Genomic DNA, 22,045 nt, shown 5'->3' with positions numbered 1-22,045 from the left:
ACTTGAATGGTGGAGGGAGAAGGATTCGAACCTTCGAAGGCAGAGCCGTCAGATTTACAGTCTGATCCCTTTGGCCGCTCGGGAACCCCTCCCCAAGTGCGAGGCGCATACTACCAGATCTGTCGCGCTTGTGAACCCCTTGGCAGGGATTTTTAATGCTTAAAGGATCGGGTTGACGGCCGATAAGCAATGAAACCCTCATTTCCAAGATTTATCCCATGCTGCCCAGTGCCATTCGTGATCGCCTGCTCGTCGATGAAGCCCAGTTGGGCCAGCGGCTCAACCAGGATCTCCGCCAGGGGGACAGGGCCGACTTCAGGCTGCACCTGGCGCTCCTGACCGACGCGGTCGAAGAGCAACCCTGGTTTGGGGCCACGCAGGGGGTAGCGCCGCAAGAGCAGGCATGGCGCAGCCGTTTCGGCCTGATGCCCCAGGCCGCCTTGCAGGGCGAGCCGGGGAAATCTGACGCCTGGGCACTCAACGAGCGCCTGCAGCAGGGGGGCTGCATGGCCGATGTGCGGCTCTGGCTGGCGCTGCGATCCCCCCCGCTGGTCAGCCGGACACCGGCGCTGGATCCTGCCGTGTATGACAATCTGTCGGCACTCGGGCGAGAACGCTGGCAGGACAAGCTGGCCTCCAAGCCCAGGGGAGAGGATCCCTTGCTCATGTTGCCGTTGCTGGATGATTTGACGCGGGGGGTGGATGCTCGCTTGCGCTGGCTGACCTGATGCCAGCGGCGAAGAAACAAGATACAAAAAGGCGGGATGACCCGCCTTTTTGCGCAATGGACGGGGATATCTGGGATCAGGCGTCGGCTTCGTCCACCTCGGGAACGTCCTTGCCTACGACCGCCGCGCGGCGGGCGAGGGGTTTCTCTATATGGCGATTGAGCTGACGCTCCAGTTTCTGGCCCAGATCCGTGATGGCGGCATACAGATCCTCGTGCTCTGCCTGCGCAAACAACTTGCCGTTGGGAATGCCGGCGGTGGCTTCGACGATATACATCAAACGCTCTTTGGAGATGATCACATGGGGTGTGATAAGAGGCACCTGAAGACGCTCGAGCTTTTCAAAACGGGATTCAATGCGCTCGCGGATGGCTGGGGTAATGTCGATGATTTTACTGGTCATTTCGATTTTCATATTGGCCCCCTTCGGGTCGTCTTGCTTGTGTCTTCACCCTCAGATTACCCATGTGGCCGGATAGAAATGTGATATAGATCACAAAATATCCCCTTGGTGATCCGGCAATCCCTAAATTGTGAGCTTTTCCCGTTTCATGCCAAAAACCGCTTGAGCTCAGCGAAACGGGCAGGCAGTATGCGCGAATAGGATCGTTTCTGTCCCCCCTTGGCAGCGCCTTGTGTCGACCCGATGTCTGGTTTTCACCGCTCAGTCTCGCATTTTCTCTACCCACATCGTTTATCGCATCGCAAAAGGATTGCCATGCGCCGGTGGAGATATGCGCACAAACGGATATGCTTTTCTGCATGTGTCGGGGTGGATAACGTGGTTGTAGTGTTGGAGTCGTAAATGAAGCAACAAGCCACCCAGATGATGTGGTTTTATGATCGGCAGCATGAGCAGTGGAGTCTGTCTGATCATCTCTCTTGCCAGCCCTGGCAAGGGGAAGGGGCTCATCCCTGGGCCAGCCAACTGGCGCCAGAAGATGAATCCGGTTTCGCCGATTTTCTCGCAAGACTCCACCATTCGGGCCAGCCCGGCCAGTTCATCGGTCACCTCTGCGATGAGGCAGGCACAGTGCATCACGTGCTCTGGTACGGTCAGTATGTGCCGGCCCAGCAGCTCTGCTGCGGCTGGCTGGCGCCCCTGGAGATGGCTCACAACGCCGCTAGCCGCGTCGAGCCGCCCGCCAGTCTGGCCCCGCCGCTTCCCCTGCTGCAAGCCCCCTTGCTGGCCCAGCTGGCGCAGGCGCTCTCCGCGAGGACGGGCCTCGATTTCTGCCATACCCTGGTCAACGAGCTTGCCCATATCCTGGGGGCCAACGCTGTCTGGCTGACGGAGCGGGTGGGCCTTGACCGGCTCAGGGTGCTGGCGAGCCACGGCATCGACTTCAAGGAGTACGCCCTGGCGGACATGCCCTGCCAGCAGCTCTATCGGGGCGCCGCCAGTGCGACGCCCATCAGCGAACCCCTGACCGGCTGTACCTGCCTGCCCCCGGGCCAGCACTACTATGCCCAGCCCCTGCTGGATCGCAGTGGCCAGATCCTGGGCCATCTCGCCCTGCTGTTCCCGAACCAGACCCAGACCGCCGATCTGGGATCCGTGCTGACCATCTTCTCGGTGCGCATGGTGGCCGAGCTGGAGCGCCTGCAGAGCGACGCCCTGATGCGGCTCTCTGCTGTGGCGTTCGAGACGCACGAAGGGATCATCATCACGGATCCGGACTTCAAGATCCTGAGGGTCAACTACGCCTTCAGCCAGATCACCGGCTTCGACAGCCAGGGGGTGATAGGCCTGCACCTTGGCAACGACCTCTGGTCCGGGCTCGGGGGGCTCGGCTATGAGCTCAACGCCCTGGATCGCTGGCAGGGGGAGACCCTGCGCCTGCACGCCGACGGCCATGTCTATCCCCAGTGGGAAATCGTCACGCCGGTGCAGGATGACAAGGGGGGCATCAGCCACTATGTCATCTTCTTCGAAGACATCTCCGAGCGTAAGGCGGCGGAGCGGCGCATCCAGGATCTCGCCTATTACGACGAGCTGACCGGTTTGCCCAATCGCCGCCAGCTCCACGAGACGCTGGCCCAGGCGTTCAGCGAGGCGAGCCGGGAGCATCTGATCGGTGCCCTGCTGTTCATCGACCTCGATCACTTCAAGACCATCAACGACTCCCTCGGTCATGCCACTGGCGACTGGCTGCTCAAGGAGGTGGCCAACCGCCTCAAGCGGCTGGTGCGGCAGGGGGATTGTCTGGCCCGGCTCGGCGGAGACGAGTTCGTGTTGCTGCTGCCCGGCCTCTCCATCAGCCCGCCCCAGGCGGAGATGCAGGCCGACCTCATCGCCGAGCGGCTCATCGGCGAGATTGCCGCCCCTTATAGTCACGGGGGTCAGGTGCTGCACATCGGAGCCAGCGTCGGGATCACGCTCTTCCCCGGAAGGGAGCAGGAGGCCGGGGATCTGCTCAAGCAGGCCGACACCGCCATGTATCAGGCCAAGTCGGCGGGCCGCAAGACCCGGCGTTTCTTCGATGCCTCCATGCAGCTGCAGGCGGACAGGCGTCTGCTCATCCACAACGAGCTGCGCAGCGCCCTCAACAATCAGGAGCTGACCCTCCACTATCAGCCCCAGCACATGGTAGAGGGGGGGGACATCATAGGGGTGGAGGCGCTGATCCGCTGGCAGCCGCCGGGCCGTGCCCTGGTCTCTCCCGCCGAGTTCATCCCCATCGCCGAGGAGACGGATCTCATCGTCGACATCGGCAACTGGGTGTTGCATGAGGCCTGTACCCAATATGTCTCCTGGGAGGAGAACGGGATCCACGTGCCCCAGCTGTCGGTCAACGTCAGTGCCAAGCAGTTCCATGCCCACGATTTCGTCGATCGCATTCACGATGTGCTGGCCGCCACCGGCATGGATCCCTCCTGCCTGAACCTGGAGATCACCGAGTCAGTGGTGCTCGGTCATGCGGAAGACACCATCAGCAAGATGGCCGAGCTCAAGACCCTTGGCATCAGCTTCGCCATCGACGATTTCGGGGCAGGCTACTCCTCCCTGAGCTACCTCAAGCGGCTGCCCGCCGATGAACTCAAGATCGACAGATCCTTCATCCAGGACATCCCCAAGGATGGCGACAACATGGCCATAGTGGAGGCGGTGATCGCCATGGCCCGTCACATGGGATTCAACGTGACGGCCGAGGGGGTCGAGTCCCGCCAGCAGCTGGAATTCCTGCAGGCGCAGGGCTGCCATTTCTTCCAGGGCTATCTCGCCTCCAAGCCGCTGCCCGTGCCCTATCTGGAGCGCTACATCAGCCGCCTGACCCGCCATGATCGCGCCGCCCCTGCCGACAAAAATAGTGTGGCGTAGCGCCCCTGCTTAACGGGTAGAATGAAGGTATCTCACCACCGCCAGCGGGCGGTGGTTATGCCTCTTCTTAAGGGAGAATGCCTTTCGTGAAAGCCGTGCAGGGAATCATCTTTTCGGCGCTGATCGTGCCAGGGCTAGTGGCACCCGTCTTTGCGCAAACCATGGAGCAGTCCCTCTATCGCGAGGGTTATGATGCTGTGCGTGCCAATGATCAGGAGCGTTTCCAGCAGATCCGCGCCCGCCTCAACCATTATCCGCTGCGGCCCTATCTGGATTATTACCAGCTGGCGTTCCGGCCCGGGGCGGCAGACTACAACGAGGTGACCCGCTTCATCCGCCAGCACGGGGATACTCCCCAGTCCAACCGTCTGGAGCGCAGCTACCTCACCTACCTGGCCCAGAGCCAGCAGTGGTCCCAGTTCCTGCGCTTCTACCCGGCCAAGCCGAACTCCACCGACCTGCTCTGCATGCACTACCAGGCCCGCTATTACACCGGGCACAAGAGCGAGGCCTTGCAGGAAGCGGGCAAGCTCTGGCTGACTGGCCAGTCCAGGCCAGATGCCTGCGATCCCCTGTTCCAGCTCTGGCAGCAGGCGGGTCTGCGCACCCAGGATAAGATCTGGCAGCGGATGAAGCTGGCCTTCGAGGCGCAGAACCCCAATCTCATCCGCCACCTCGGCGCCCAGCTGGGGGGCAGTCTGAAACCCTATGGGGATCAGATGATAGCCCTGTTTGATCAACCGGCCAGGGCTATGAACCCGGCCTCCTTCTCGACGGCGCCGCAGTCAAGGCAGCTGCTCTCCCTCGGGCTGGCCCGTTATGCCAACGAGCAACCCGAGCCCGCCCTGCGTCAGCTGGGGGAGATGAAGCGCCGCTTCGGCCTGAACCAGGCCGAGGTCGCTCGGGTGGAGCGGGCCGCCGCCCGCCGCCTACTGCTTGACAGATCCCTCGCCCAGCGCAACTGGCTGGATGCGACCCTGGTGCGGATGAAGGATGCCGAGCTGGTGGAGCTGCGGGCACGCCTCGCCATCTGGGAGCAGGATTGGCGCGGCCTCGAAGGCTGGGTCAAGCGGATGCCCATGGCACTGCAGAAGGAGGATCGCTGGCGCTACTGGCTGGCGCGCTCCCTGGAGGTGCAGGGCCGGCAGAAACAGGCGCGGGAGCTCTATCTCGAGACCGCCAATCTGCGCGGCTTCTATGGCTTCATGGCGGCGCAGCGCACCGGGGTGCCTTATCGCATCAAGAACCAGAGTGTGGGACACAAGGTGCCGGACTGGCGCACCGCCAGCAGCCGCTGGCCTTTCCTGCTGCGGGTACGGGAGCTGCTGGCGATGAACGAGATCACGGCGGCACGCTCTGAGTGGATCCACAACATGGATCGCAACCCCGTAGCCCAGCGCCTGGAGTTCGGTCATATCGCCCTCAACCAGAGCTGGCACGAACTGGCGATCCTCTCCAGCATCCGGGCCGAAGCCTGGGATGCGATCGACTTGCGCTTCCCGCTACCCCTCAAGCGCACCTTCTCCCAGATGGCGCAGGAGCGCACCATGAACACCAGCCTGCTCTACGCCATCTCCCGTCAGGAGAGCGCCCTCTATCCGCTGGCCCAGTCGCCGGTCGGGGCGCGTGGCCTGATGCAGCTGATGCCGGCGACTGCCAAGGAGACGGCCGCCAAGCTGGGTGTACCCTATCGCAATGAGCAGCAGCTGTTCGATCCTGCCATGAACATCCGCCTCGGCAGCGCCTACCTCAAGCGGCTGCTGGACGTCTATGACGGCAACCGGATCCTGGCGGCGGCGGCCTACAATGCGGGGCCTGGCAGGGTCAAACGCTGGCGGGATCAGAGCACCAACAAGCCGATGGATGTCTGGGTGGAGAGCATCCCCTATAGAGAGACGCGCAACTACGTCCAGAACGTGCTCTCCTTCGATCTCATCTACCAGCACAAGCTGCAGCAGCCCCTGCGTTTCATGTCGGAACGCGAGCTCAATCACGCCTATTGAGGACAGAGGCAGTCGCGTCAGCGACTGCCTCCCATTCTTGCCTCAGAATGGTTATTATCCCTTAAGCTTTGTTACAAAAGGAAACCTGTCAGGTGATCGGGCGCCGCGTCTTGGTCTGACTGGTTCGATATAATGCCCGATCAACACAGACAGGCTTCCCCAACAAAGGAATTGAGAGTGGCAACGATCAAAGACGTATCTCAGCTGGCGAATGTGTCCATTTCGACGGTGTCGCGAGTCATCAACAACACGGCGCAGGTCGCACCCGAGAAGCGCGAGGCCGTGCTCGCGGCCATGAAGGAGCTGAGTTTTCGTCCAAACAGCTTCGCCCAGGCCCTGGTAAGCAAACGTTCCAACTGCATCGGCGTCCTGGTTGGGGACCTCTGTGGCGGCCCCTTCTTCGCCCAGATGATGCGTGGCATCGAGAGCATGGTCGACAAGGCAAACAAGTTCACCATAGTGGTCTCCGGCAACCACGACGCGGCCCGGGAGCGTCACGCCATCCAGGCGCTGCTGCAACGCCAGTGTGACGCCCTGATCCTGCACAGCAAGGCGCTGCCGGACGAGGAGCTGAGCGAGCTGGCGTCGGGATCCACCCCCATCGTCTTCATCAATCGTCAGGTGCCGGGCTGCGAGGAGCGCTGCGTCTGGCTCGACAACCAGGCAGGCATCACCACCGCCTGTCAGCATCTGCTGGACGCAGGGCACAGCCGGATCGCCTTCATCACCTCGGATGACGAGGAGTTCGTCGATGGTCAGCAGCGGATGGCCGGCTATCGCTTCGCCCTGCAACGGGCCGGTATCGAGCTGGATCCCGCCCTCATCGGTCGCGCCTTTGCCGACGAGAAGGGGGGCTATGTGGCCATGAGCGAGCTGCTGGAACGCGGCGTTCCCTTCACGGCCGTGCTGGGCTTCAACGATGCCATGGTGGCGGGGGCCATCTCCTGCCTGCTGGAGCGGGGCTACAAGATACCGCAGCAGGTCTCGGTGGTCGGCTTCGATGACATACCCTATGCCCGTTACATCTATCCCAAGCTCACCACTGTGCGCTACCCCATCGAGGAGATGGGAGAGCGGGCTGCGGAGCTCGCCTTGCGACTGCTGGATCACAAGCCGGTAGAGGGTTTGGCGCTCAAGTTTGAAGCGGAACTGGTGCGTCGGGAGTCAGTGGCCTGAGCCATGAGGTTGGCCCCAAGCGGGCCAGCTTTTTCGTCAAACAGTGAAAGCGCTTTCAGAAATCCTTTTCAACTGTGATCCGCTTCAAAGCTTTTTGACCGCGCTGCCACTAGGATAGGCCCACGAATTAGGAGCGTGCGCTCCCGATTTTCCCGCTGTGGGAGGTAACCGGTTCATCCGGCTATTTCCTTCGTTACTTTCGACGGTCATCATGGATGGCCGTTTTTTTTTGTCAGGATTTTGCCAATGACGATCGAACATGAGTATCAGACGGGAATAGTGGGAGCCGGCTGGCTGGGGTTGCCCCTGGCCAGAGCGTTGCAGGCGCAGGGTCAGTCCGTCGCCGTGACGGTCAGCTCCCTTGAGAAGGCCACCCGGTTGCGTGACGGGGGCATAGCGGCCTGGCCGCTCCTGCTGGCCCCTGACATGGCGGGTCCGCTTCCCTTTCGCTGCCGCGCTCTGGTGATCTGCGTGCCCCCCAGCAAGACCGCGGACTACCCGGCGTCGGTGGCGCGGTTGTGCCAGCTGGCCAGAGAGGCAGGGGTTGGCAAGGTGCTCTTTATCAGCGCGACCTCGGTGTGGGCGCCAGGGCAAGGGGAGGATGAGACCCCGAACCCGGCCAACGCCAGAGGAGAGCGGATGCGGGCGGCAGAGCGGGCTGTCCAGGAGGGCGGCTTCGCCTGCGCCATGGTGCTGCGCCCGGCCGGCCTCTACGGTCCGGACAGGCACCCCGGGCGTTTCCTCGCGGGCAAGACGCTGGCGGGGGGAGGGCAGGCGGTGAACCTGGTGCATCTGGACGACGTGGTGGCGGCCTGCCAGCTGATGCTGGCGGCGGGGCAGGAGGGAGACGCCTACAACCTGAGCGCCCCGGTACATCCGCGCCGGGAGCAGCTCTACCCCTTCGCAAGCCGTCTGCTCGGGCTGGCGCCCCCGCAGTTCATCGAGCCCGCCGGCGTCTTTGCGCCCATAGAGGGGCAGCGCATCTGCCAGCGACTGGGTTTCGTCTACCGCTGGCCGGATCCGGCCCACTGGTTTGCCGAGCAGGCCACCTCGCAAGGTTGAGTCCGGATGGGTGTCAACCTGGTCTTTTTTGCATGGGGTTGGGCACGGGAGCCCCGTGCGGCGCGGGTTAGCTCGGCAATTGAGGTTTGCCAAGGGCGGGATCGCCCCCTATCATGCCGCCATCCATATAGAGAGAGCGGTAATGATGGAAGAGACAAAGCGTCATCCCGATGGGGAGCTGTTGCTGAGAACCCTGGCGATGCCAGCCGATACCAACCCCAATGGCGATATCTTCGGGGGGTGGATCATGTCCCAGATGGATATAGGTGGGGGCATCATGGCCAAGGAGCTGGCAAAAGGACGCATCTGTACCGTCTCGGTGGAGGGCATGACCTTCCACAGTCCGGTCAAGGTGGGCGACGTGGTGTGTTGCTATGGTCGCTGCCTGAAGGTCGGGCGCAGCTCCATGCGCCTCAAGCTGGAGGTCTGGGTCAAGCCGGTGCTGCGGGAGAATGAAGCCCAGCGTTACTGCGTGACGGAAGGGGTCTTTACCTACGTGGCCATCGACGATCAGGGCAAATCCCGTCCCGTTCCGGTCTGAATCTGTTCAGATGAGCCGGGCGTTGATGATGGATATTTCCTGCTCAAGCCCGGTTTTTTGCCGTATCATGCGTTCCAGCATCTCTTCCGAGCCGACACACTGATCCGTGTCGAACAGGCAGAGATCGCACTGGGGATCCCGTCTGATCTGATAGACGGTGGAAAGCTCCACTTGATGACAGGTTCCTTGTTGATCATAAAATGTCACGCGGTACTGGTGCTGTCTCGCCATTGCGGGATCCCTCATGGATGAGTCGGGCGGACACGAATAATGAGACTAGTCGGCGTCCATGACCTCTGTGGGGGTCATGGCGCCTTGCAGAGGCAGGTGATTGTTAGCCAATGAAAAATAGTTATCGGATTCTGGGGACTTCCCTGCTGACGCTGGGACTGGTTGGCTGTTTCGAGGTGCCGGATCAGGATCACCTGGTCACGGCGGCGGGCATAGTGCCCGGCGTCGATTGCCAGAAGCCCCCCCTGGTGGCGCTGGCCTCCACCGCCTTGCCCCGCGAGTTTGGCATCACCGTCTGGAATCTCTACAAGGGGCAGCGCAAGAACTGGCGCGAAGGACTGGACGAATATGCCAAGTCCCAGGATCTGGTGCTGCTGCAGGAGTCGGCGACCCGGCCCGAGATGCTGCAATGGCTGCGTGCCGGCGACTTCCAGTGGCAGCAGTTGCAGGCGTTCACCCAGGGCGGTGTCTCCTTCGGTGTCATGACGGTGGCCAAGACGCCGCAGGCTTTCGTCTGTGGCGTGCGCTCCCCCGAGCCGCTGCTGCGCATCCCCAAGTCCGGTCTGGTGAGCCTCTACCCCTTGCAGGGGGATCCTGACGGCGTGCTGGTGGTCAACCTGCATGCGGTCAACTTCGAGTTAGGGATGGCGACCTTCCGTGAACAGCTCAACGATCTGACCGCGCTGATCCATCGACATCAGGGCCCTGTCATCCTGGGGGGAGACTTCAACACCTGGAGCGACAAGCGCGAGTTCTGGTTGAACACGCTGGTCGGCGAGCTTGGCCTGCAGGAGGCCGTTCCTGTGCCCGACTTGCGCCGTACCGCCTTCGGCCGCCCGCTGGATCACCTCTACTACCGCAACCTGGACCTGGTGGAGGTGAGCTCACCGGCCACCGATGCCTCGGATCACAATCCCATCATGGCGCGGTTCGCGGCCCAGGCCATCACCCCTTAAGACGAATGAAAGCCCAAAAAAATACCCCGCACTAGGCGGGGTATTTTTTTATGCGGGGATAAGCAATCAGCTGTTGTTCTTCACGAACAGGGTCAGCTCCTGCCCCGGCTTGAGGTAGTCGGTCTTGCCGAGCTGGTTCCAGCGCATCACGTCGTTGACGGCGACCTGGAAGCGGGCGGCGATGGAGGAGAGGGAATCCCCGCGACGCACCTGATAGACCATGGATTTGTTGCTGCCCTTGCCCTGCTTGGGCCAGACCACCAGCTTCATACCCGGTTTCAGGGCTGACTTGGCGCTCAAACCGTTCCACTTGGCCAGATCGGCGTGGGTCACCCCGTGAGCCTGGCTGATGCTCCACAGATTGTCACCCGAACGCACCTGATACTGGATCTTGCTGCCACTGCGGCTGGCCAGCTGCTGCGGCTTGCTCTGAACGGCCTGGCTTGCGGTGCCGCCGTTGGGGATCACCAGGCTCTGGCCACGGCGCAGATTGTTGCCGCGCAGGTTGTTGGCCAGCTTGAGCTGCTGCACGCTCACCCCGTGGTTCTGGGCGATGCGGGAGAGGGTATCGCCGCTGGTGACCTGATAGGAGCGCACACCACGGGTACGTTCACGCTGGGGCAGATCGGCCAGGGCCAGCTCCAGAGTGTCGGCGTACTCGATGGGTACCAACAGGTTGTAGGGGCCCTGCGGCGAGGTCATGCCACGCTTGAGTGCGGGATTGAGGGCCTTGAGCTGGGAAGCGGAGACACCTGCCAACTGGGCCGCCACGTTCAGATCGATCTGGCCACCAGTGTTGATGGTCCGCAACTGCGGCTTGTTGGCCAGCACCGGCAGGGTGACATTGTATTTGTCCGCATTGCGGATCATGTCGGCCATGGCCAGGATCTTGGGCACATACATCCGGGTCTCGCGGGGCAGGTCCAGCGACCAGTAATCAGTCGGCCGACCGGCCTTCTGATTGCGGATGATGGCGTTGCGTACCCGGCCTTCACCGGCATTGTAAGCGGCCAGCGTCTGCAGCCAGTCGCCGTCGAAGAAACGGTTCAGGTACTCCAGGTAGTCCAGTGCGGCATTGGTGGACGCCAATACATCGCGGCGGCCGTCATACCAGTTGTCGTGGCGCAGGCCGAAGTTCTTGCCGGTCGCAGGAACGAACTGCCAAAGACCCACCGCATTGCTGCGGGAGCGGGCATTGGGATCGAACATGCTCTCGATCATGGGGATGGTAATAAGCTCCATTGGCAGCTCACGCCGTTCGATTTCCTCTACCATCAGATACAGGTAGGGCTCAGCCCGGCTGGCAATGGTCGCCATATGCTTATCATTACGCAGTAACCAATCACGCTGCTGGCGGACACGAGCATTATCGTGCGAGTCCAGCTGCATATCATCGCTGATACGCACCCACAGGTTATCCGTGTCATCCAGTTCTTCAATCTGTTCATCGCCGAACAGGAAGCGCGCTGAATGTTTTTTGTATGTTTTCTTGCTGACTTGGGGGGATTTGATCGGCTCGATTGCCGTTACCGCCCGGTCATCCTGATGGCTCAGGTTTTGACAGCCGCTGAGAAACAGCGCCGCCAATAAGGCCGTTCGTAGCTTCATCTCGCTCAGGTCATCTCTTGAAAAACAGCTCGCATCATAAGGGGCAATGGCCCCCTGATCAAGGTTTGTTCAAAAAACGTCCTTCCAGCCCCTCAGTACTGTGAAGGTATCCTCTGGATTTTCCAAGCATTTAAGGGCGTACTTCTCAGCAGAAAATTTCACTGAGTCCTCATTACAGCGCAGAAAAACATTGAAATGCCGCTCATCCCCCAGGCGTGAGGGCAGGCTCGGCAGGCCCTGCTGACGCAGCTTGCTGATCACCCCGATCCGGCGCTGGATCGCCAGGTTGTCCGGCTCGACCGCGTGGGCGAAACGCAGGTTGGATAGGGTGTATTCATGGGCACAATAGAGGAGGGTGTCATCGGGCAGGGCCGCGAGGCGTTGCAGGGATCCGTACATCTGGGCGGGGCTGCCTTCGAACAGGCGGCCACAGCCGGCACTGAAGAGGGTATCACCACAAAACAGCATGCCATGGCCGTGATAGGCGATGTGGCCCAGGGTATGACCGGGGATGTGGAGGACATCCAGGCTCAGGCCGTGCCAGTTGATCTGATCGCCGTCATCGAGCCACTGGCCGTGATGATCCGGCATGGGATCATGTTTGGGACCATAGAGGCGGGCGTGGGGGAAATGATGGAGCAGATCCGTGACGCCGCCCACATGGTCGCGATGATGGTGAGTCAGCAGGATGGCATCGAGCTCAAGCCCGAGCGTCTCAAGCCGCTCCAGCACGGGGGTTGCCTCGCCCGGATCCACGACCAGGCAGTGATTCTCGTGTCGGATCAACCAGATGTAGTTGTCGCTGAATGCGGGAACTGTGATGACGGTATACATGGGTCGGCTTCTCTTTGTGTTCTCTTTGTGGAAGGGATCTTATATAACAAGATGGCATTCGCACCCCGGATTGGTCCCATTATGCAGCTGGCACGTACCGAACAACAGATCGCGATCCCGACCAGCTGGTCGGCACTGCCCATGGGGGACTGGGTGGCGGCCGAGATCCAGGAGCGGCTCGACAACTGGTGCCCTCATTTGTTTGGCTACCATCTGCTGAAAATTGGCGCCCTGAGCGCCGAACTCTCCTGCGGCAGCTCCACCATTCGCCACCAGCTGGGTGTCGCCCCCGGCGGACGCCTGCTGGATATCAAGGGCGATCCCCTTGCCTTGCCGATCCGTACCGCCAGCGTGGATGCCTGCCTGCTCGCCCACTGTCTCGACTTTTCATCGGATCCCCACCAGGTGCTGCGCGAGGCTGAGCGGGTGCTGACCGATGACGGCTGGCTCATCGTCAGTGGCTACAACCCCACCAGCCTGGTCGGCCTGGGTCATTACCTGCCCTTCATGCGACAGCACCTGCCCTGGTCGGCGCGCATGTTCACCCCGGCCCGGGTGACTGACTGGTTGCAACTGCTGGGGTGCGAGGTGATGTTTGACGAGCGCTTCGGCTTCTCCTTCATGGGGAAGCAGAGCCGGATCGGCTGGTGGCGGGAGAGCATGGGGCGGGATTACTGCAGAGCCTTTGCCTCTGTCTATGTGATAGCCGCACGCAAACGGCGATTCCCCATCACCCCGGTGCGCCGCCGTTGGCGCCTGCCGGAGTCGATGGCGGCGCCTGGTATGGCGCGCCAGGGCTGGTGACGAGGGTGTTGCGGCAGAGCGCTTGCTGTTCCCTCATTAATATGGACGCTTCGGCCTCCAGGGCATCTCAGGGCTGGTAACCCGTGTCTTCGGCGAGCTGCTTGCCGCTGGCGGCATCCCGGGCAAGCACGTCGCAGCGTTCATTCTCGGGGTGACCGGAGTGACCCTTGACCCAGAGCCATTCGATCTGGTGGCGGGCCACTTCAGCGTCCAGCGCCTGCCAGAGATCGACGTTCTTGACCGGCTGGCGATTTGAGGTCATCCACCCTTTCTTCTTCCAGCCGATGATCCACTGGGTGATCCCCTGGCGCACATACTGGCTGTCGGTGGTCAGGCGAACCTGGCAGGGTTCGTTCAGGGTGCGCAGCCCCATGATGGCGGCCATCAGCTCCATCCGGTTGTTGGTGGTCAGTCGATAGCCCCCTGCCAACTCCTTGCGGTGCTTGCCATAGACCATGACGGCGCCATAGCCGCCGGGGCCCGGATTGCCGAGGCAGGAACCATCCGTATACAAATCAATCTTTTTTAGCATGTGTCTTGGGGTAAACTAGCGAATAAAACCGAAGTTTGACATGGATTCGATCATGAGCACACCCCAACTGAATCGCCAGATCATTCTGGATACTGAAACCACAGGCATGAACACGGCAGGCGGCCCCGTCTACCTCGGGCACCGCATCGTCGAGATCGGCTGTGTGGAGGTGATCAACCGCAAACTGACCGGCAACCATTTCCATGTCTACATCAAGCCGGATCGGCTGGTGGACCCCGAGGCCATCGCCGTGCACGGCATCACCGATGCCTTCCTGGCGGACAAGCCCTCCTTCAGCCAGATAGCCGACGACTTCATCGCCTTCATCCGCGGTGCCGAGATCATCGCCCACAACGCTCCCTTTGACGTGAGCTTCATGGACTATGAGTTCAGCAAGCTCGGCCTCGACTTCAAGACGGCGGACATCTGCGGCATCACTGATACCCTGGCGATGGCGCGGGATCTTTTCCCCGGCAAGCGCAACAACCTGGATGTGCTGTGCGATCGCTACGGCATCGACAACTCCCACCGTACCCTGCACGGAGCCTTGCTCGATGCGGAGATACTGGCGGACGTCTACCTGCTGATGACGGGTGGCCAGACCAAGCTCAATCTGGCCAGCGAGAGCAACGAGAATGACAGCAACCAGGACACCGGGATCCGTCGGCTGGAGAGCAACCGGCCCCCCCTCAAGGTGGTGCGCGCCGGCGAAGAGGTGGTCGCCGTCCATGAGGCCAGGCTGGATCTGGTGCAGAAGAAAGGGGGAGCCTGCCTGTGGCGACAATGAGTTCGCTCTGGGGGGGGCTGCTGCTGCTGACCTCCCTCTCCGGCATGGCCAACGAGGTGTTTGCCCCCTCCGACATTCCGCTGCTCGACAACCGTTTTCGCATCGATTACGGGGTGAAAGAGATCACCTTCATCATCAAGCGCAAGCCGGGCACGCCGTCGGTGATCCTGGTGCGGCCGGATGGCAGCAAGCTCTATGTGGGCAAGGTCACGCCGCCGGATGTGGGCTGGCTGACGCAGCAGGATCAGGATCTCATCACGGTACGCAACCCCATGCCGGGCCCCTGGCAGGCCATCGGCGAGGTGGACCCCGAGAACAGGGTGCGCCTGCTCACCGACATCCGGCTCGAGAGCGAGCCGTTGCCGGCCCGCCTCTATCAGGGGGAGCGGGTCAAGCTGCAATCCAGGCTGCTGATCGATGGGGCGGCGCCGGGGGCGGGCTACTATCTCTCCGATCTCGGCATGACGGTGAAGCTGCAACAGTTCAACGACGCTGCCCAGAGTGGGGAACCCATCGTCGAGGAGACCCTCGGACACTACCTGGATGATGGCAAGGGGCTCGACGAGGTGCCCGGGGATGGCATCCTGACCGCCGAGGCGGTGCTGGACGTGCCGGCAGGCAAATATCGCGCCCTCTACAGCAGCGGCAATCAGGTGTTTTCCCGTGCCCAGTCCCAGCAGGTGCTGCTCTTCCCCTGGCCGCTGAGCTACACCCTGGATGCCCCTTCCGGTGACACCGGGGCCAGGCTCTCCTTGCTCATCGATGCCGACGAGCTGGATCCGGCCTCCGTAGTGATCCAGGGCAAGGCCATCGACAGCGCAGGGGTCAGCATGGCCTTCAATGCAGTGGCAACCGAACCCCGCCTTGGGGTCGATCTCTCCGCCCTCAAGGCGGCGGGCCAGTACAGGGTGGAGGCGACCCTGTTTGGCACGACCCGGCTCGGCCGCGAGGTGCAACTGCAACTGCCGGTCAAGTCGTTCACCATAATGCCGCCACCGGCGCCCACCCCTTCAGCGGCATCTCCCACCTCGGCAGCGGTACAGACCCAGGCCAAATTTGAGGAGCGGGAGAGCCCGGTCTGGTTGCCCTGGGCCCTGGGTGGCGGCGGCCTGCTGCTGCTCCTGCTGGGAGCGGGTGGCTTCATCCTGCTGCAAAAACGCCGTACCCTGCACAAGGCGATGGCGGCCCGGAAGGCGCAAAGCGAGGCCGCGGCCCCGGCGGCGCCCAAGCTGGATCTCAATCTGCCGGAGCAATAGCCCGCGCTCAGTGCAAAGAAGCCGCCCGATGGGCGGCTTCTTCGTGATGGCGAGGTGGCGGCTCGCTGGACATCCCTATCTCAGTGGGCGCCGATATAGATGTCCTTGTACTGCTCGCGGATCTCGAGGAACTTCTCGAGGTTGGCCAGCATCAGATCCACCAGCAGGGGATCGAAGTGCTCTCCCTTCTCAGCTCTGATCAATGCCAGCACCTCATCAAGTGGCCAGGCCTGCTTGTAGCAGCGATCCGACCCCAGGGCATCGAACACGTCCGCCAGCGCGACTATTCGTCCCTCCAGGGGGATGGCCTCTCCCTTGAGTCCACGGGGGTAGCCGGTGCCGTTCCACTTCTCGTGGTGATTGCCGGCTATGGTGGCCCCTATCTGGAACAGCGCGAGATCGCTGCCGGAGAGCATGTCCTGCCCCAGCTGGGCGTGGGTCTTCATGATCTCCCACTCATCCGGGGTGAGCTTGCCCGGCTTGTGCAGGATGGCATCCGGGATCCCCACCTTGCCGATGTCGTGCAGGGGAGAGGCGCGCTTGATGAGCTCGCACCTGTCTTCGTTCATGTCGAGTAGCTGGCAGAACAGCTCGGTGTAGAGTGCCACCCGCTTGACGTGCAGGCCGGACTCCTTGGAACGACTCTCCACCAGTTCGCCGATGCGGTAGATGATCTCGCGCTGGTTGTCGCCGATCACCTCGTTGAGCCGGATGTTCTCCAGCGCCACTATGATGTTCTCAGTGAACAGGCTCAGCAGGCCGGTATCCATCTGGCTGAGAGGGCGGGTTGTCTCGATGTGGAACAACAGGTGGTGACGGGGGTTCTGGCAATAGAGTACCAACTGGTTGCCATCGTAGACGTTGGCGCCCTTGGTCATGGCGCAACGCAGTATGCCCGGAGCGTCAGAGAGCAGCAGTGCCGGACTGTCGCTGAGCAGGGGCTCCAGCACCTGATCCCGCACCTCGTAGGCCAGATGCTTCACGTCGTAGATCTGGGACTCTTCCAGATTGAGCAGGGCGCTGAGTTGGGTCTGGGCCCCTTCGACGAACTGCCGCAGGGCCCGTTGCTCGAAGATCCCCTTGGAGGCTTCGATGACTTTCTCCAGCCCCTGGCGATTGCTCTCCAGGGTGCGAATGTCCCGGTAGGAACGCAGGCTGGCGCGCAGCAGGGTGCGCAGCTTCTGGGAGGTGAGCTCGGTTTTGTCCTTGTAGTCGTTGATGTCGTAGTTGGTGACGACGTCATCTTCCGGTGCCTGACCGGGTTGGCCGGTACGCAGCACTATGCGCACCATCTTGTTTTGCAGCTCGTCGCGCACGAACTTGACCACCTCGAGACCAGCGTGATCGGCTTCCATGACGACATCGAGCAATAGCAGGGCGACATCCGGTGTAGCGGCGAGCAGTGTCTTGGCTTCGGCGGCGGAATAGGCGTGCAGAAAATCGATGGGCTTGCCGTCGAACTCAAACTTGCTCAGGGTAATCTTGGTGATGCGATGCACCTCGGGCTCATCGTCCACTATCATCACCTTCCAGCCGGCGGGGCGCGGTGCTGTCTGGGGCAGATCTTCATCGTCAATTATCAGGATTTGATCATCCATTACGCAATCCTGTTTGTGATCCTGTGCTTACCTTAACCGCTTCATTCAAGTTAGGAAACGGATTGATATCCAAAATATGATCCAGCGGGTCGCTCTTTCTCCATCCGGGGTTGCCGGGCAGATGCCAGCATGAAAAACGCCTCCACGAAGGAGGCGTTTTGGCATTCATGGCATCAGGCTGCCCTGTGATAGGCGGAGGCTTCAAACAGCGCCTTGTTGGCCACCAGGTCGATGGGGTCGAAGTCATCGACGTTGATGGTGCGCAGGCGACTCTCTTCGGCTCGGCGCAGCAAGTCGGCCTCGGTCTGGTTGATGACGCCAAGGGCCAGGCCGGCGTCTGCCACCTTGTCCAGCTGGGTGAAGGGACGCTTGCGGCCTTCTGCCTTGCACACCTTGTCAAACAGCGGCTCGGCGGTCAGCACGTCATCGAGGGCCTGCTCCAGCAACCCGAAGGGGTTGCCCTCTTCTCGGGTGAGGTACTGCCCTTCGGCCAGACGGTCGCGGGTAGCACTCGGGGTCTGCAGCAGGCGGGCGACCTGGCTGTCCAGCTTGTCGGAGGGGCGATTCAGGTCGCGACCCAGCGGCAACACTATGACGCGCAGGGCCAGGCCAATCCAGCGATTCGGGAAGTTGCGCAGCAACTCGTCGATGGCTTCCTGTGCCTTGAACATGGCGTCTTGCAGCGCCCAGTGCAGCAGCGGCAGGTCGGCCTGCTGGCGTCCCTCATCCTGATAGCGCTTGAGGGCGCTGGAGGCGAGATAGAGCTGGCTCAGCACGTCGCCGAGGCGGGCGGAGACCCGCTCCTTGCGCTTGAGCTCGCCACCCAGGGTGCCCATGGCCATGTCGGACAGGAAGGCCAGGTTGGCGCTGAGGCGCGAGAGCTGCTGGTAGTAGCCCTTGGTCTGATCCCTGTAGGGGGCTGAGGCGAAGCGGGCGCCGGTCAGACCCAGCCAGAAGCTGCGCACCAGGTTGCTGATGGCGAAGCCGACATGGCTGAACACCGCCTTGTCGAACTGCTTGAGGGCCACTTCCTGATCAGGATGGCTGGCGGCCAGCATCTCCGGCAGCACGTAAGGATGGCAGCGGATGGCACCCTGACCGTAGATGATCATGCTGCGGGTCAGGATATTGGCACCCTCTACGGTGACTGCGATGGGCGCACCCTGATAGCCGCGGGCCAGGTAGTTGTTCGGACCCATGCAGATGGCCTTGCCGCCGTGGATGTCCATGGCATCTATGATGCACTTCTGGGCACGGTCGGTGAGGTGGTACTTGACGATGGCAGAGATGACGGACGGCTTCTCGCCCAGATCGATGCCGGTCACCGTCAGCTTGGCGGCGGCGCCCATGATGTAGGCGTTGCCGCCCAGGCGTGCCAGCGGCTCTTCAATGCCTTCCATCTTGCCGATGGGCAGCTTGAACTGGCGACGGATGCGGCTGTAGGCGCCGGTGGCCAGGGCCAGCATCTTGACGCCGCCCGTGCTGTTGGAGGGCAGGGTGATGCCGCGACCGACCGACAGACACTCCACCAGCATGCGCCAGCCCTGACCGGCCATGGCCGGGCCGCCGATGATGAAGTCCAGCGGTACGAAGACATCGTTCCCCTTGGTCGGCCCGTTCTGGAACGGCACGTTGAGGGGGAAGTGACGGCGGCCTATCTCGACGCCCTTGATGTCGGTGGGGATCAGGGCACAGGTAATTCCAAGCTCCTCTTCCTCACCCAGCAGGTGATCCGGGTCGCGCAGCTTGAAGGCCAGCCCCAGCACAGTGGCGATAGGGGCCAAGGTGATGTAGCGCTTGTTCCAGGTCAGGCGCATGCCGAGCACCTCTTCCCCTTCCCACTCGCCTTTGCAGACAATGCCGAAGTCGGGGATGGAGCCCGCATCCGAGCCTGCTTCCGGACTGGTCAGGGCGAAGCAGGGGATCTCCTTGCCGACGGCCAGGCGTGGCAGGTAGTGGTCTTTCTGCTCTTCGGTACCGTAGTGTTGCAGCAGCTCGCCCGGGCCCAGCGAGTTGGGCACGCCGACGGTGGAGGCGAGCACGGCGCTGGCGCCGCACAGTTTTTGCAGTACGCAGGACTGGGCGTAGGCGGAGAACTCCAGGCCACCGTACTTCTTCTTGATGATCATGGCGAAGAACTTGTGGTCCTTCAGGTACTGCCACACCTCGGGGGAGAGGTCGGCCCGCTCGTGGGTCACTTCCCAGTCGTTGACCATGCGGCACACTTCTTCAACCGGCCCGTCCATGAAGGCCTGCTCTTCGGCTGACAGCGTGCTGACCGGGATGGCGTGCAGTTTCTTCCAGTTCGGGTTGCCGGCAAAGAGATCCGCTTCCCACCAGGTGGTACCCGCCTCTATGGCTTCCTTCTCGGTGCGGGACATCTCCGGCATGATGGACTTGTAGATCTTGAACAGGGGTTTGGTCAGCTGGTTGCGACGAAACTCCACCAGATTGAGCGGGATGGCGATCACCGCGAACAGCACCCACACCAGCAGGGGCACATGGCCATAGAGGGCGCCAGCGACCAGGGCGGCGGCCGTGGCAAGCGTGGAGGTGAACAGTGACGCCCGGCGGTAAGCCATGGCGCCGATCACCAGGATCACCCCGAACAGAGTGAGGGTCGTCGTCATTTTTCGCTCCTTGCATGAGTTGCCGAAGTTGGGGAAACGTGGGTTAACTGATCCAGAGGTCTGACCTGTTGGATATGGCCCCTGTTGTAATTCATGCGCACAAAATTATCAAGATGTTTACAAGCTCGTTACCTTGACACCGTGATCGGCCTAACGTACCGGGGCCGCATCATGGCGGGCGGGGGGCGACGATTGGATTGGCTTGTGCGACAATGCAGAACCCTATGTTGGACGATACAAAGAGACATCAGACGCCATGTACCAAGAACTTATCCGCAATGAATTGACCGAAGCTGCCGGCGTGCTCCAGGCCTTTCTGGCCGATGAGCAAAATCTGAAGAACATAGAGGCGGCCGCCAAACTGCTGGCTGACTCTTTCAAGGAAGAGGGCAAGGTGCTCTCCTGCGGCAACGGCGGCTCCCACTGCGACGCCATGCACTTTGCCGAAGAGCTGACCGGCCGCTATCGCGAGAACCGTCCTGGCTATGCCGGCATCGCCATTTCCGATCCCAGCCACCTCTCCTGCGTCTCCAACGACTTTGGCTATGACTATGTCTTCTCCCGCTACGTGGAAGCGGTCGGCCGTCGCGGCGACGTGCTGCTCGGCATCTCCACCAGCGGCAATTCCGGCAACATCCTGAAAGCCATCGAGGCCGCCCGTGCCAAGGGCATGAAGGTGATTGCCCTGACCGGCAAGGACGGTGGCAAGATGGCGGGTCTGGCCGATGTCGAGATCCGGGTGCCGCACTTCGGCTATGCCGACCGCATCCAGGAAGTGCACATCAAGGTCATTCACATCCTGATCCAGCTGGTCGAAAAAGAGATGGCCAAGTAATCAGAGAAAGAGGGCGGGTGGGGCTGCCGGGGGCTCTAGTGACCGCTCCTGGCGCCTCGTATCCAGCTTAAGTTCGCTGATTGGCGCAGAGATGATCAATTAATTCAGGGAGTGGACTGGACATGTGCGAACTGCTCGGCATGAGCGCCAATGTGCCGACCGACATCTGCTTCAGCTTTACCGGGCTGATGCTGCGGGGCGGCAAGACAGGCCCCCACAAGGATGGCTGGGGGATCACCTTCTACGAGGGGCGAGGCTTTCGCACCTTCAAGGATCCCGAACCCAGTGCCCAGTCACCCATCGCCAAGCTGGTGCAGGCGCTGCCCATCAAGAGCCGCGCCGTGGTCAGCCATATCCGGCAGGCCAACCGGGGATGCGTGTCGCTGGAGAATACCCACCCCTTCACCCGCGAACTGTGGGGACGCTACTGGACCTTTGCTCACAACGGCCAGCTGACTGGCTACAAGGGGTTGCGGACCGGGCGCCACCGTCCTGTGGGGGACACCGACAGCGAGCACGCCTTCTGCTGGCTGCTCGACAGGCTGGAGCAGAAATACCCCAAGCGTCCGGCTAACTTCCCTGCCATGTTCCGCTATCTCGCGACCCTGTGTGACGAGCTGCGCGGACTCGGGGTATTCAACATGCTGCTGTCGGATGGGGAGTTCGTGATGACCTATTGCAGCAACAACCTCTACTGGTTGACCCGCCGGGCCCCCTTTGGCGAGGCCCGCCTGCTGGATGAAGATGTGGCCATCGACTTCCAGAGCGAGACCACCCCAAATGACGTGGTGACGCTGATAGCCACCCGCCCGCTCACCGGCAATGAGAGCTGGGTGAAGATGGCGCCCGGGGAGTTCTGCCTGTTCAGGCTGGGTGAGCTGGAATACGGCAATGCAGCCAAGCTGCTGACCAGCCAATAAAAAAAATACCAGGGTAGAATCCTACCCTGGTTCTTCGCAGCAGCCATACAGGCAAAAAGGGATGAGAGAGGTGTTGCTGAGCCGCATCATTCTCATGGCTTGTATTGTTATGTCATTGTTAATTTTGTGACAACATTTATCTCTTTCCTGCCTGGAACTGCGTGTTGATAACTTGAATTGGCTCACATTCTGATGGCGGCACGCCGCTTCAACCGACTCTCG

The 22,045-nt window shown here is 61.6% G+C and carries 19 protein-coding genes and 1 tRNA gene; 12 read left to right on the top strand and 8 right to left on the bottom strand.

Annotation, left to right across the window (positions count from 1 at the left end):
- Window positions 1-7: 7 nt before the first annotated feature.
- Window positions 8-92 (bottom strand) — tRNA-Tyr (locus WIR04_RS13780).
- A gap of 126 nt (window positions 93-218) precedes the next feature.
- Here WIR04_RS13780 and WIR04_RS13775 point away from each other — a divergent pair.
- Window positions 219-728: a VC2046/SO_2500 family protein gene (locus WIR04_RS13775; protein WP_338887669.1), complete on the top strand. Its 510-nt coding sequence runs from the start codon at window positions 219-221 to the stop codon at window positions 726-728.
- Between the two features lie 76 nt (window positions 729-804).
- Here WIR04_RS13775 and hpf read toward each other — a convergent pair whose 3' ends face one another.
- Window positions 805-1,143 (bottom strand): ribosome hibernation-promoting factor, HPF/YfiA family, encoded by a 339-nt coding sequence (gene hpf, locus WIR04_RS13770; protein ID WP_005325604.1) that lies wholly within the window; start codon window positions 1,141-1,143, stop codon window positions 805-807.
- 390 nt (window positions 1,144-1,533) lie between these two features.
- Between hpf and WIR04_RS13765 the strand changes: the two genes are divergently transcribed.
- The 5 genes from WIR04_RS13765 (at window position 1,534) to yciA (ending at window position 8,832) form a co-directional block, all read left to right on the top strand.
- A complete protein-coding gene (locus tag WIR04_RS13765) occupies window positions 1,534-4,050 on the top strand; it encodes a putative bifunctional diguanylate cyclase/phosphodiesterase (RefSeq protein WP_025326381.1) in 2,517 nt (838 codons plus the stop codon).
- Between the two features lie 86 nt (window positions 4,051-4,136).
- Window positions 4,137-6,053 (top strand): transglycosylase SLT domain-containing protein, encoded by a 1,917-nt coding sequence (locus tag WIR04_RS13760; protein WP_338887666.1) that lies wholly within the window; start codon window positions 4,137-4,139, stop codon window positions 6,051-6,053.
- Window positions 6,054-6,230: 177 nt separating this feature from the next.
- Window positions 6,231-7,229 carry a LacI family DNA-binding transcriptional regulator gene (locus WIR04_RS13755; RefSeq protein WP_106887359.1) on the top strand — a complete coding sequence of 333 codons (999 nt, stop codon included), beginning with the start codon at window positions 6,231-6,233 and terminating at the stop codon, window positions 7,227-7,229.
- Window positions 7,230-7,475: 246 nt separating this feature from the next.
- Window positions 7,476-8,291 (top strand): NAD-dependent epimerase/dehydratase family protein, encoded by an 816-nt coding sequence (locus WIR04_RS13750; protein ID WP_338887662.1) that lies wholly within the window; start codon window positions 7,476-7,478, stop codon window positions 8,289-8,291.
- A 142-nt stretch (window positions 8,292-8,433) separates the two neighbouring features.
- A complete protein-coding gene (yciA, locus tag WIR04_RS13745) occupies window positions 8,434-8,832 on the top strand; it encodes an acyl-CoA thioester hydrolase YciA (protein ID WP_005325590.1) in 399 nt (132 codons plus the stop codon).
- Between the two features lie 6 nt (window positions 8,833-8,838).
- On the opposite strand, the gene WIR04_RS13740 is transcribed toward yciA, so the two are convergent.
- The gene (locus WIR04_RS13740) at window positions 8,839-9,063 is read right to left on the bottom strand and encodes a hypothetical protein (protein ID WP_025326386.1); all 225 of its coding nucleotides are present in this window, start codon (window positions 9,061-9,063) and stop codon (window positions 8,839-8,841) included.
- Window positions 9,064-9,173: 110 nt separating this feature from the next.
- On the opposite strand from WIR04_RS13740, the gene WIR04_RS13735 reads away from it, so the two are divergent.
- Window positions 9,174-10,019: an endonuclease/exonuclease/phosphatase family protein gene (locus WIR04_RS13735; protein ID WP_338887658.1), complete on the top strand. Its 846-nt coding sequence runs from the start codon at window positions 9,174-9,176 to the stop codon at window positions 10,017-10,019.
- Between the two features lie 66 nt (window positions 10,020-10,085).
- Here WIR04_RS13735 and WIR04_RS13730 read toward each other — a convergent pair whose 3' ends face one another.
- The gene (locus WIR04_RS13730; protein ID WP_338887656.1) at window positions 10,086-11,627 is read right to left on the bottom strand and encodes a LysM peptidoglycan-binding domain-containing protein; all 1,542 of its coding nucleotides are present in this window, start codon (window positions 11,625-11,627) and stop codon (window positions 10,086-10,088) included.
- 69 nt (window positions 11,628-11,696) lie between these two features.
- On the bottom strand, window positions 11,697-12,461 hold the full coding sequence (gene gloB / locus WIR04_RS13725; protein ID WP_289984362.1) for a hydroxyacylglutathione hydrolase: 765 nt from the start codon (window positions 12,459-12,461) through the stop codon (window positions 11,697-11,699).
- 81 nt (window positions 12,462-12,542) lie between these two features.
- Here gloB and WIR04_RS13720 point away from each other — a divergent pair, with 81 nt between their 5' ends.
- Window positions 12,543-13,265: a class I SAM-dependent methyltransferase gene (locus WIR04_RS13720; RefSeq protein ID WP_338887652.1), complete on the top strand. Its 723-nt coding sequence runs from the start codon at window positions 12,543-12,545 to the stop codon at window positions 13,263-13,265.
- Window positions 13,266-13,332: 67 nt separating this feature from the next.
- Here WIR04_RS13720 and rnhA read toward each other — a convergent pair whose 3' ends face one another.
- Window positions 13,333-13,797: a ribonuclease HI gene (gene rnhA, locus WIR04_RS13715; RefSeq protein WP_025326391.1), complete on the bottom strand. Its 465-nt coding sequence runs from the start codon at window positions 13,795-13,797 to the stop codon at window positions 13,333-13,335.
- 52 nt (window positions 13,798-13,849) lie between these two features.
- Between rnhA and dnaQ the strand changes: the two genes are divergently transcribed.
- The gene (gene dnaQ, locus WIR04_RS13710; protein WP_025326392.1) at window positions 13,850-14,584 is read left to right on the top strand and encodes a DNA polymerase III subunit epsilon; all 735 of its coding nucleotides are present in this window, start codon (window positions 13,850-13,852) and stop codon (window positions 14,582-14,584) included.
- Window positions 14,581-15,840, top strand: coding sequence for a TIGR03503 family protein (locus WIR04_RS13705; RefSeq protein ID WP_338892582.1), 1,260 nt, complete (start codon window positions 14,581-14,583; stop codon window positions 15,838-15,840). The genes dnaQ and WIR04_RS13705 overlap by 4 nt, the downstream gene beginning before the upstream one ends.
- Window positions 15,841-15,920: 80 nt before the next feature.
- Here WIR04_RS13705 and WIR04_RS13700 read toward each other — a convergent pair whose 3' ends face one another.
- Entirely contained in the window at window positions 15,921-17,438 is a 1,518-nt protein-coding gene (locus WIR04_RS13700) for an HD domain-containing phosphohydrolase (RefSeq protein WP_025326394.1), read from the bottom strand.
- A gap of 173 nt (window positions 17,439-17,611) precedes the next feature.
- Window positions 17,612-20,068: an acyl-CoA dehydrogenase FadE gene (gene fadE / locus WIR04_RS13695; RefSeq protein ID WP_307765020.1), complete on the bottom strand. Its 2,457-nt coding sequence runs from the start codon at window positions 20,066-20,068 to the stop codon at window positions 17,612-17,614.
- A 256-nt stretch (window positions 20,069-20,324) separates the two neighbouring features.
- Between fadE and lpcA the strand changes: the two genes are divergently transcribed.
- Window positions 20,325-20,903: a D-sedoheptulose 7-phosphate isomerase gene (lpcA, locus tag WIR04_RS13690; RefSeq protein ID WP_005325554.1), complete on the top strand. Its 579-nt coding sequence runs from the start codon at window positions 20,325-20,327 to the stop codon at window positions 20,901-20,903.
- A gap of 122 nt (window positions 20,904-21,025) precedes the next feature.
- Window positions 21,026-21,823 (top strand): class II glutamine amidotransferase, encoded by a 798-nt coding sequence (locus tag WIR04_RS13685; protein WP_205641403.1) that lies wholly within the window; start codon window positions 21,026-21,028, stop codon window positions 21,821-21,823.
- The last annotated feature ends 222 nt before the right edge of the window (window positions 21,824-22,045 follow it).

Source organism: Aeromonas rivipollensis (assembly GCF_037811135.1).
In the GTDB taxonomy this organism is placed as follows: domain Bacteria; phylum Pseudomonadota; class Gammaproteobacteria; order Enterobacterales; family Aeromonadaceae; genus Aeromonas; species Aeromonas rivipollensis.
Note: the sequence above shows the minus strand (reverse complement) of the source record. Positions and strands in the feature narration are given on the sequence as shown.

Excerpts from the sequence above, each read along its gene's own strand:
- WIR04_RS13730 (WP_338887656.1), bottom strand. The coding sequence starts at position 11,627 with ATGAAGCTACGAACGGCCTTATTGGCGGCGCTGTTTCTCAGCGGCTGT.
- WIR04_RS13765 (WP_025326381.1), top strand. The coding sequence starts at position 1,534 with ATGAAGCAACAAGCCACCCAGATGATGTGGTTTTATGATCGGCAGCAT.
- dnaQ (WP_025326392.1), top strand. The coding sequence starts at position 13,850 with ATGAGCACACCCCAACTGAATCGCCAGATCATTCTGGATACTGAAACC.
- WIR04_RS13775 (WP_338887669.1), top strand. The coding sequence starts at position 219 with ATGCTGCCCAGTGCCATTCGTGATCGCCTGCTCGTCGATGAAGCCCAG.
- rnhA (WP_025326391.1), bottom strand. The coding sequence starts at position 13,797 with ATGCTAAAAAAGATTGATTTGTATACGGATGGTTCCTGCCTCGGCAAT.
- lpcA (WP_005325554.1), top strand. The coding sequence starts at position 20,325 with ATGTACCAAGAACTTATCCGCAATGAATTGACCGAAGCTGCCGGCGTG.
- gloB (WP_289984362.1), bottom strand. The coding sequence starts at position 12,461 with ATGTATACCGTCATCACAGTTCCCGCATTCAGCGACAACTACATCTGG.
- WIR04_RS13750 (WP_338887662.1), top strand. The coding sequence starts at position 7,476 with ATGACGATCGAACATGAGTATCAGACGGGAATAGTGGGAGCCGGCTGG.
- fadE (WP_307765020.1), bottom strand. The coding sequence starts at position 20,068 with ATGACGACGACCCTCACTCTGTTCGGGGTGATCCTGGTGATCGGCGCC.
- yciA (WP_005325590.1), top strand. The coding sequence starts at position 8,434 with ATGATGGAAGAGACAAAGCGTCATCCCGATGGGGAGCTGTTGCTGAGA.
- WIR04_RS13685 (WP_205641403.1), top strand. The coding sequence starts at position 21,026 with ATGTGCGAACTGCTCGGCATGAGCGCCAATGTGCCGACCGACATCTGC.
- WIR04_RS13735 (WP_338887658.1), top strand. The coding sequence starts at position 9,174 with ATGAAAAATAGTTATCGGATTCTGGGGACTTCCCTGCTGACGCTGGGA.
- WIR04_RS13720 (WP_338887652.1), top strand. The coding sequence starts at position 12,543 with ATGCAGCTGGCACGTACCGAACAACAGATCGCGATCCCGACCAGCTGG.
- WIR04_RS13705 (WP_338892582.1), top strand. The coding sequence starts at position 14,581 with ATGAGTTCGCTCTGGGGGGGGCTGCTGCTGCTGACCTCCCTCTCCGGC.
- hpf (WP_005325604.1), bottom strand. The coding sequence starts at position 1,143 with ATGAAAATCGAAATGACCAGTAAAATCATCGACATTACCCCAGCCATC.
- WIR04_RS13700 (WP_025326394.1), bottom strand. The coding sequence starts at position 17,438 with ATGGATGATCAAATCCTGATAATTGACGATGAAGATCTGCCCCAGACA.
- WIR04_RS13740 (WP_025326386.1), bottom strand. The coding sequence starts at position 9,063 with ATGGCGAGACAGCACCAGTACCGCGTGACATTTTATGATCAACAAGGA.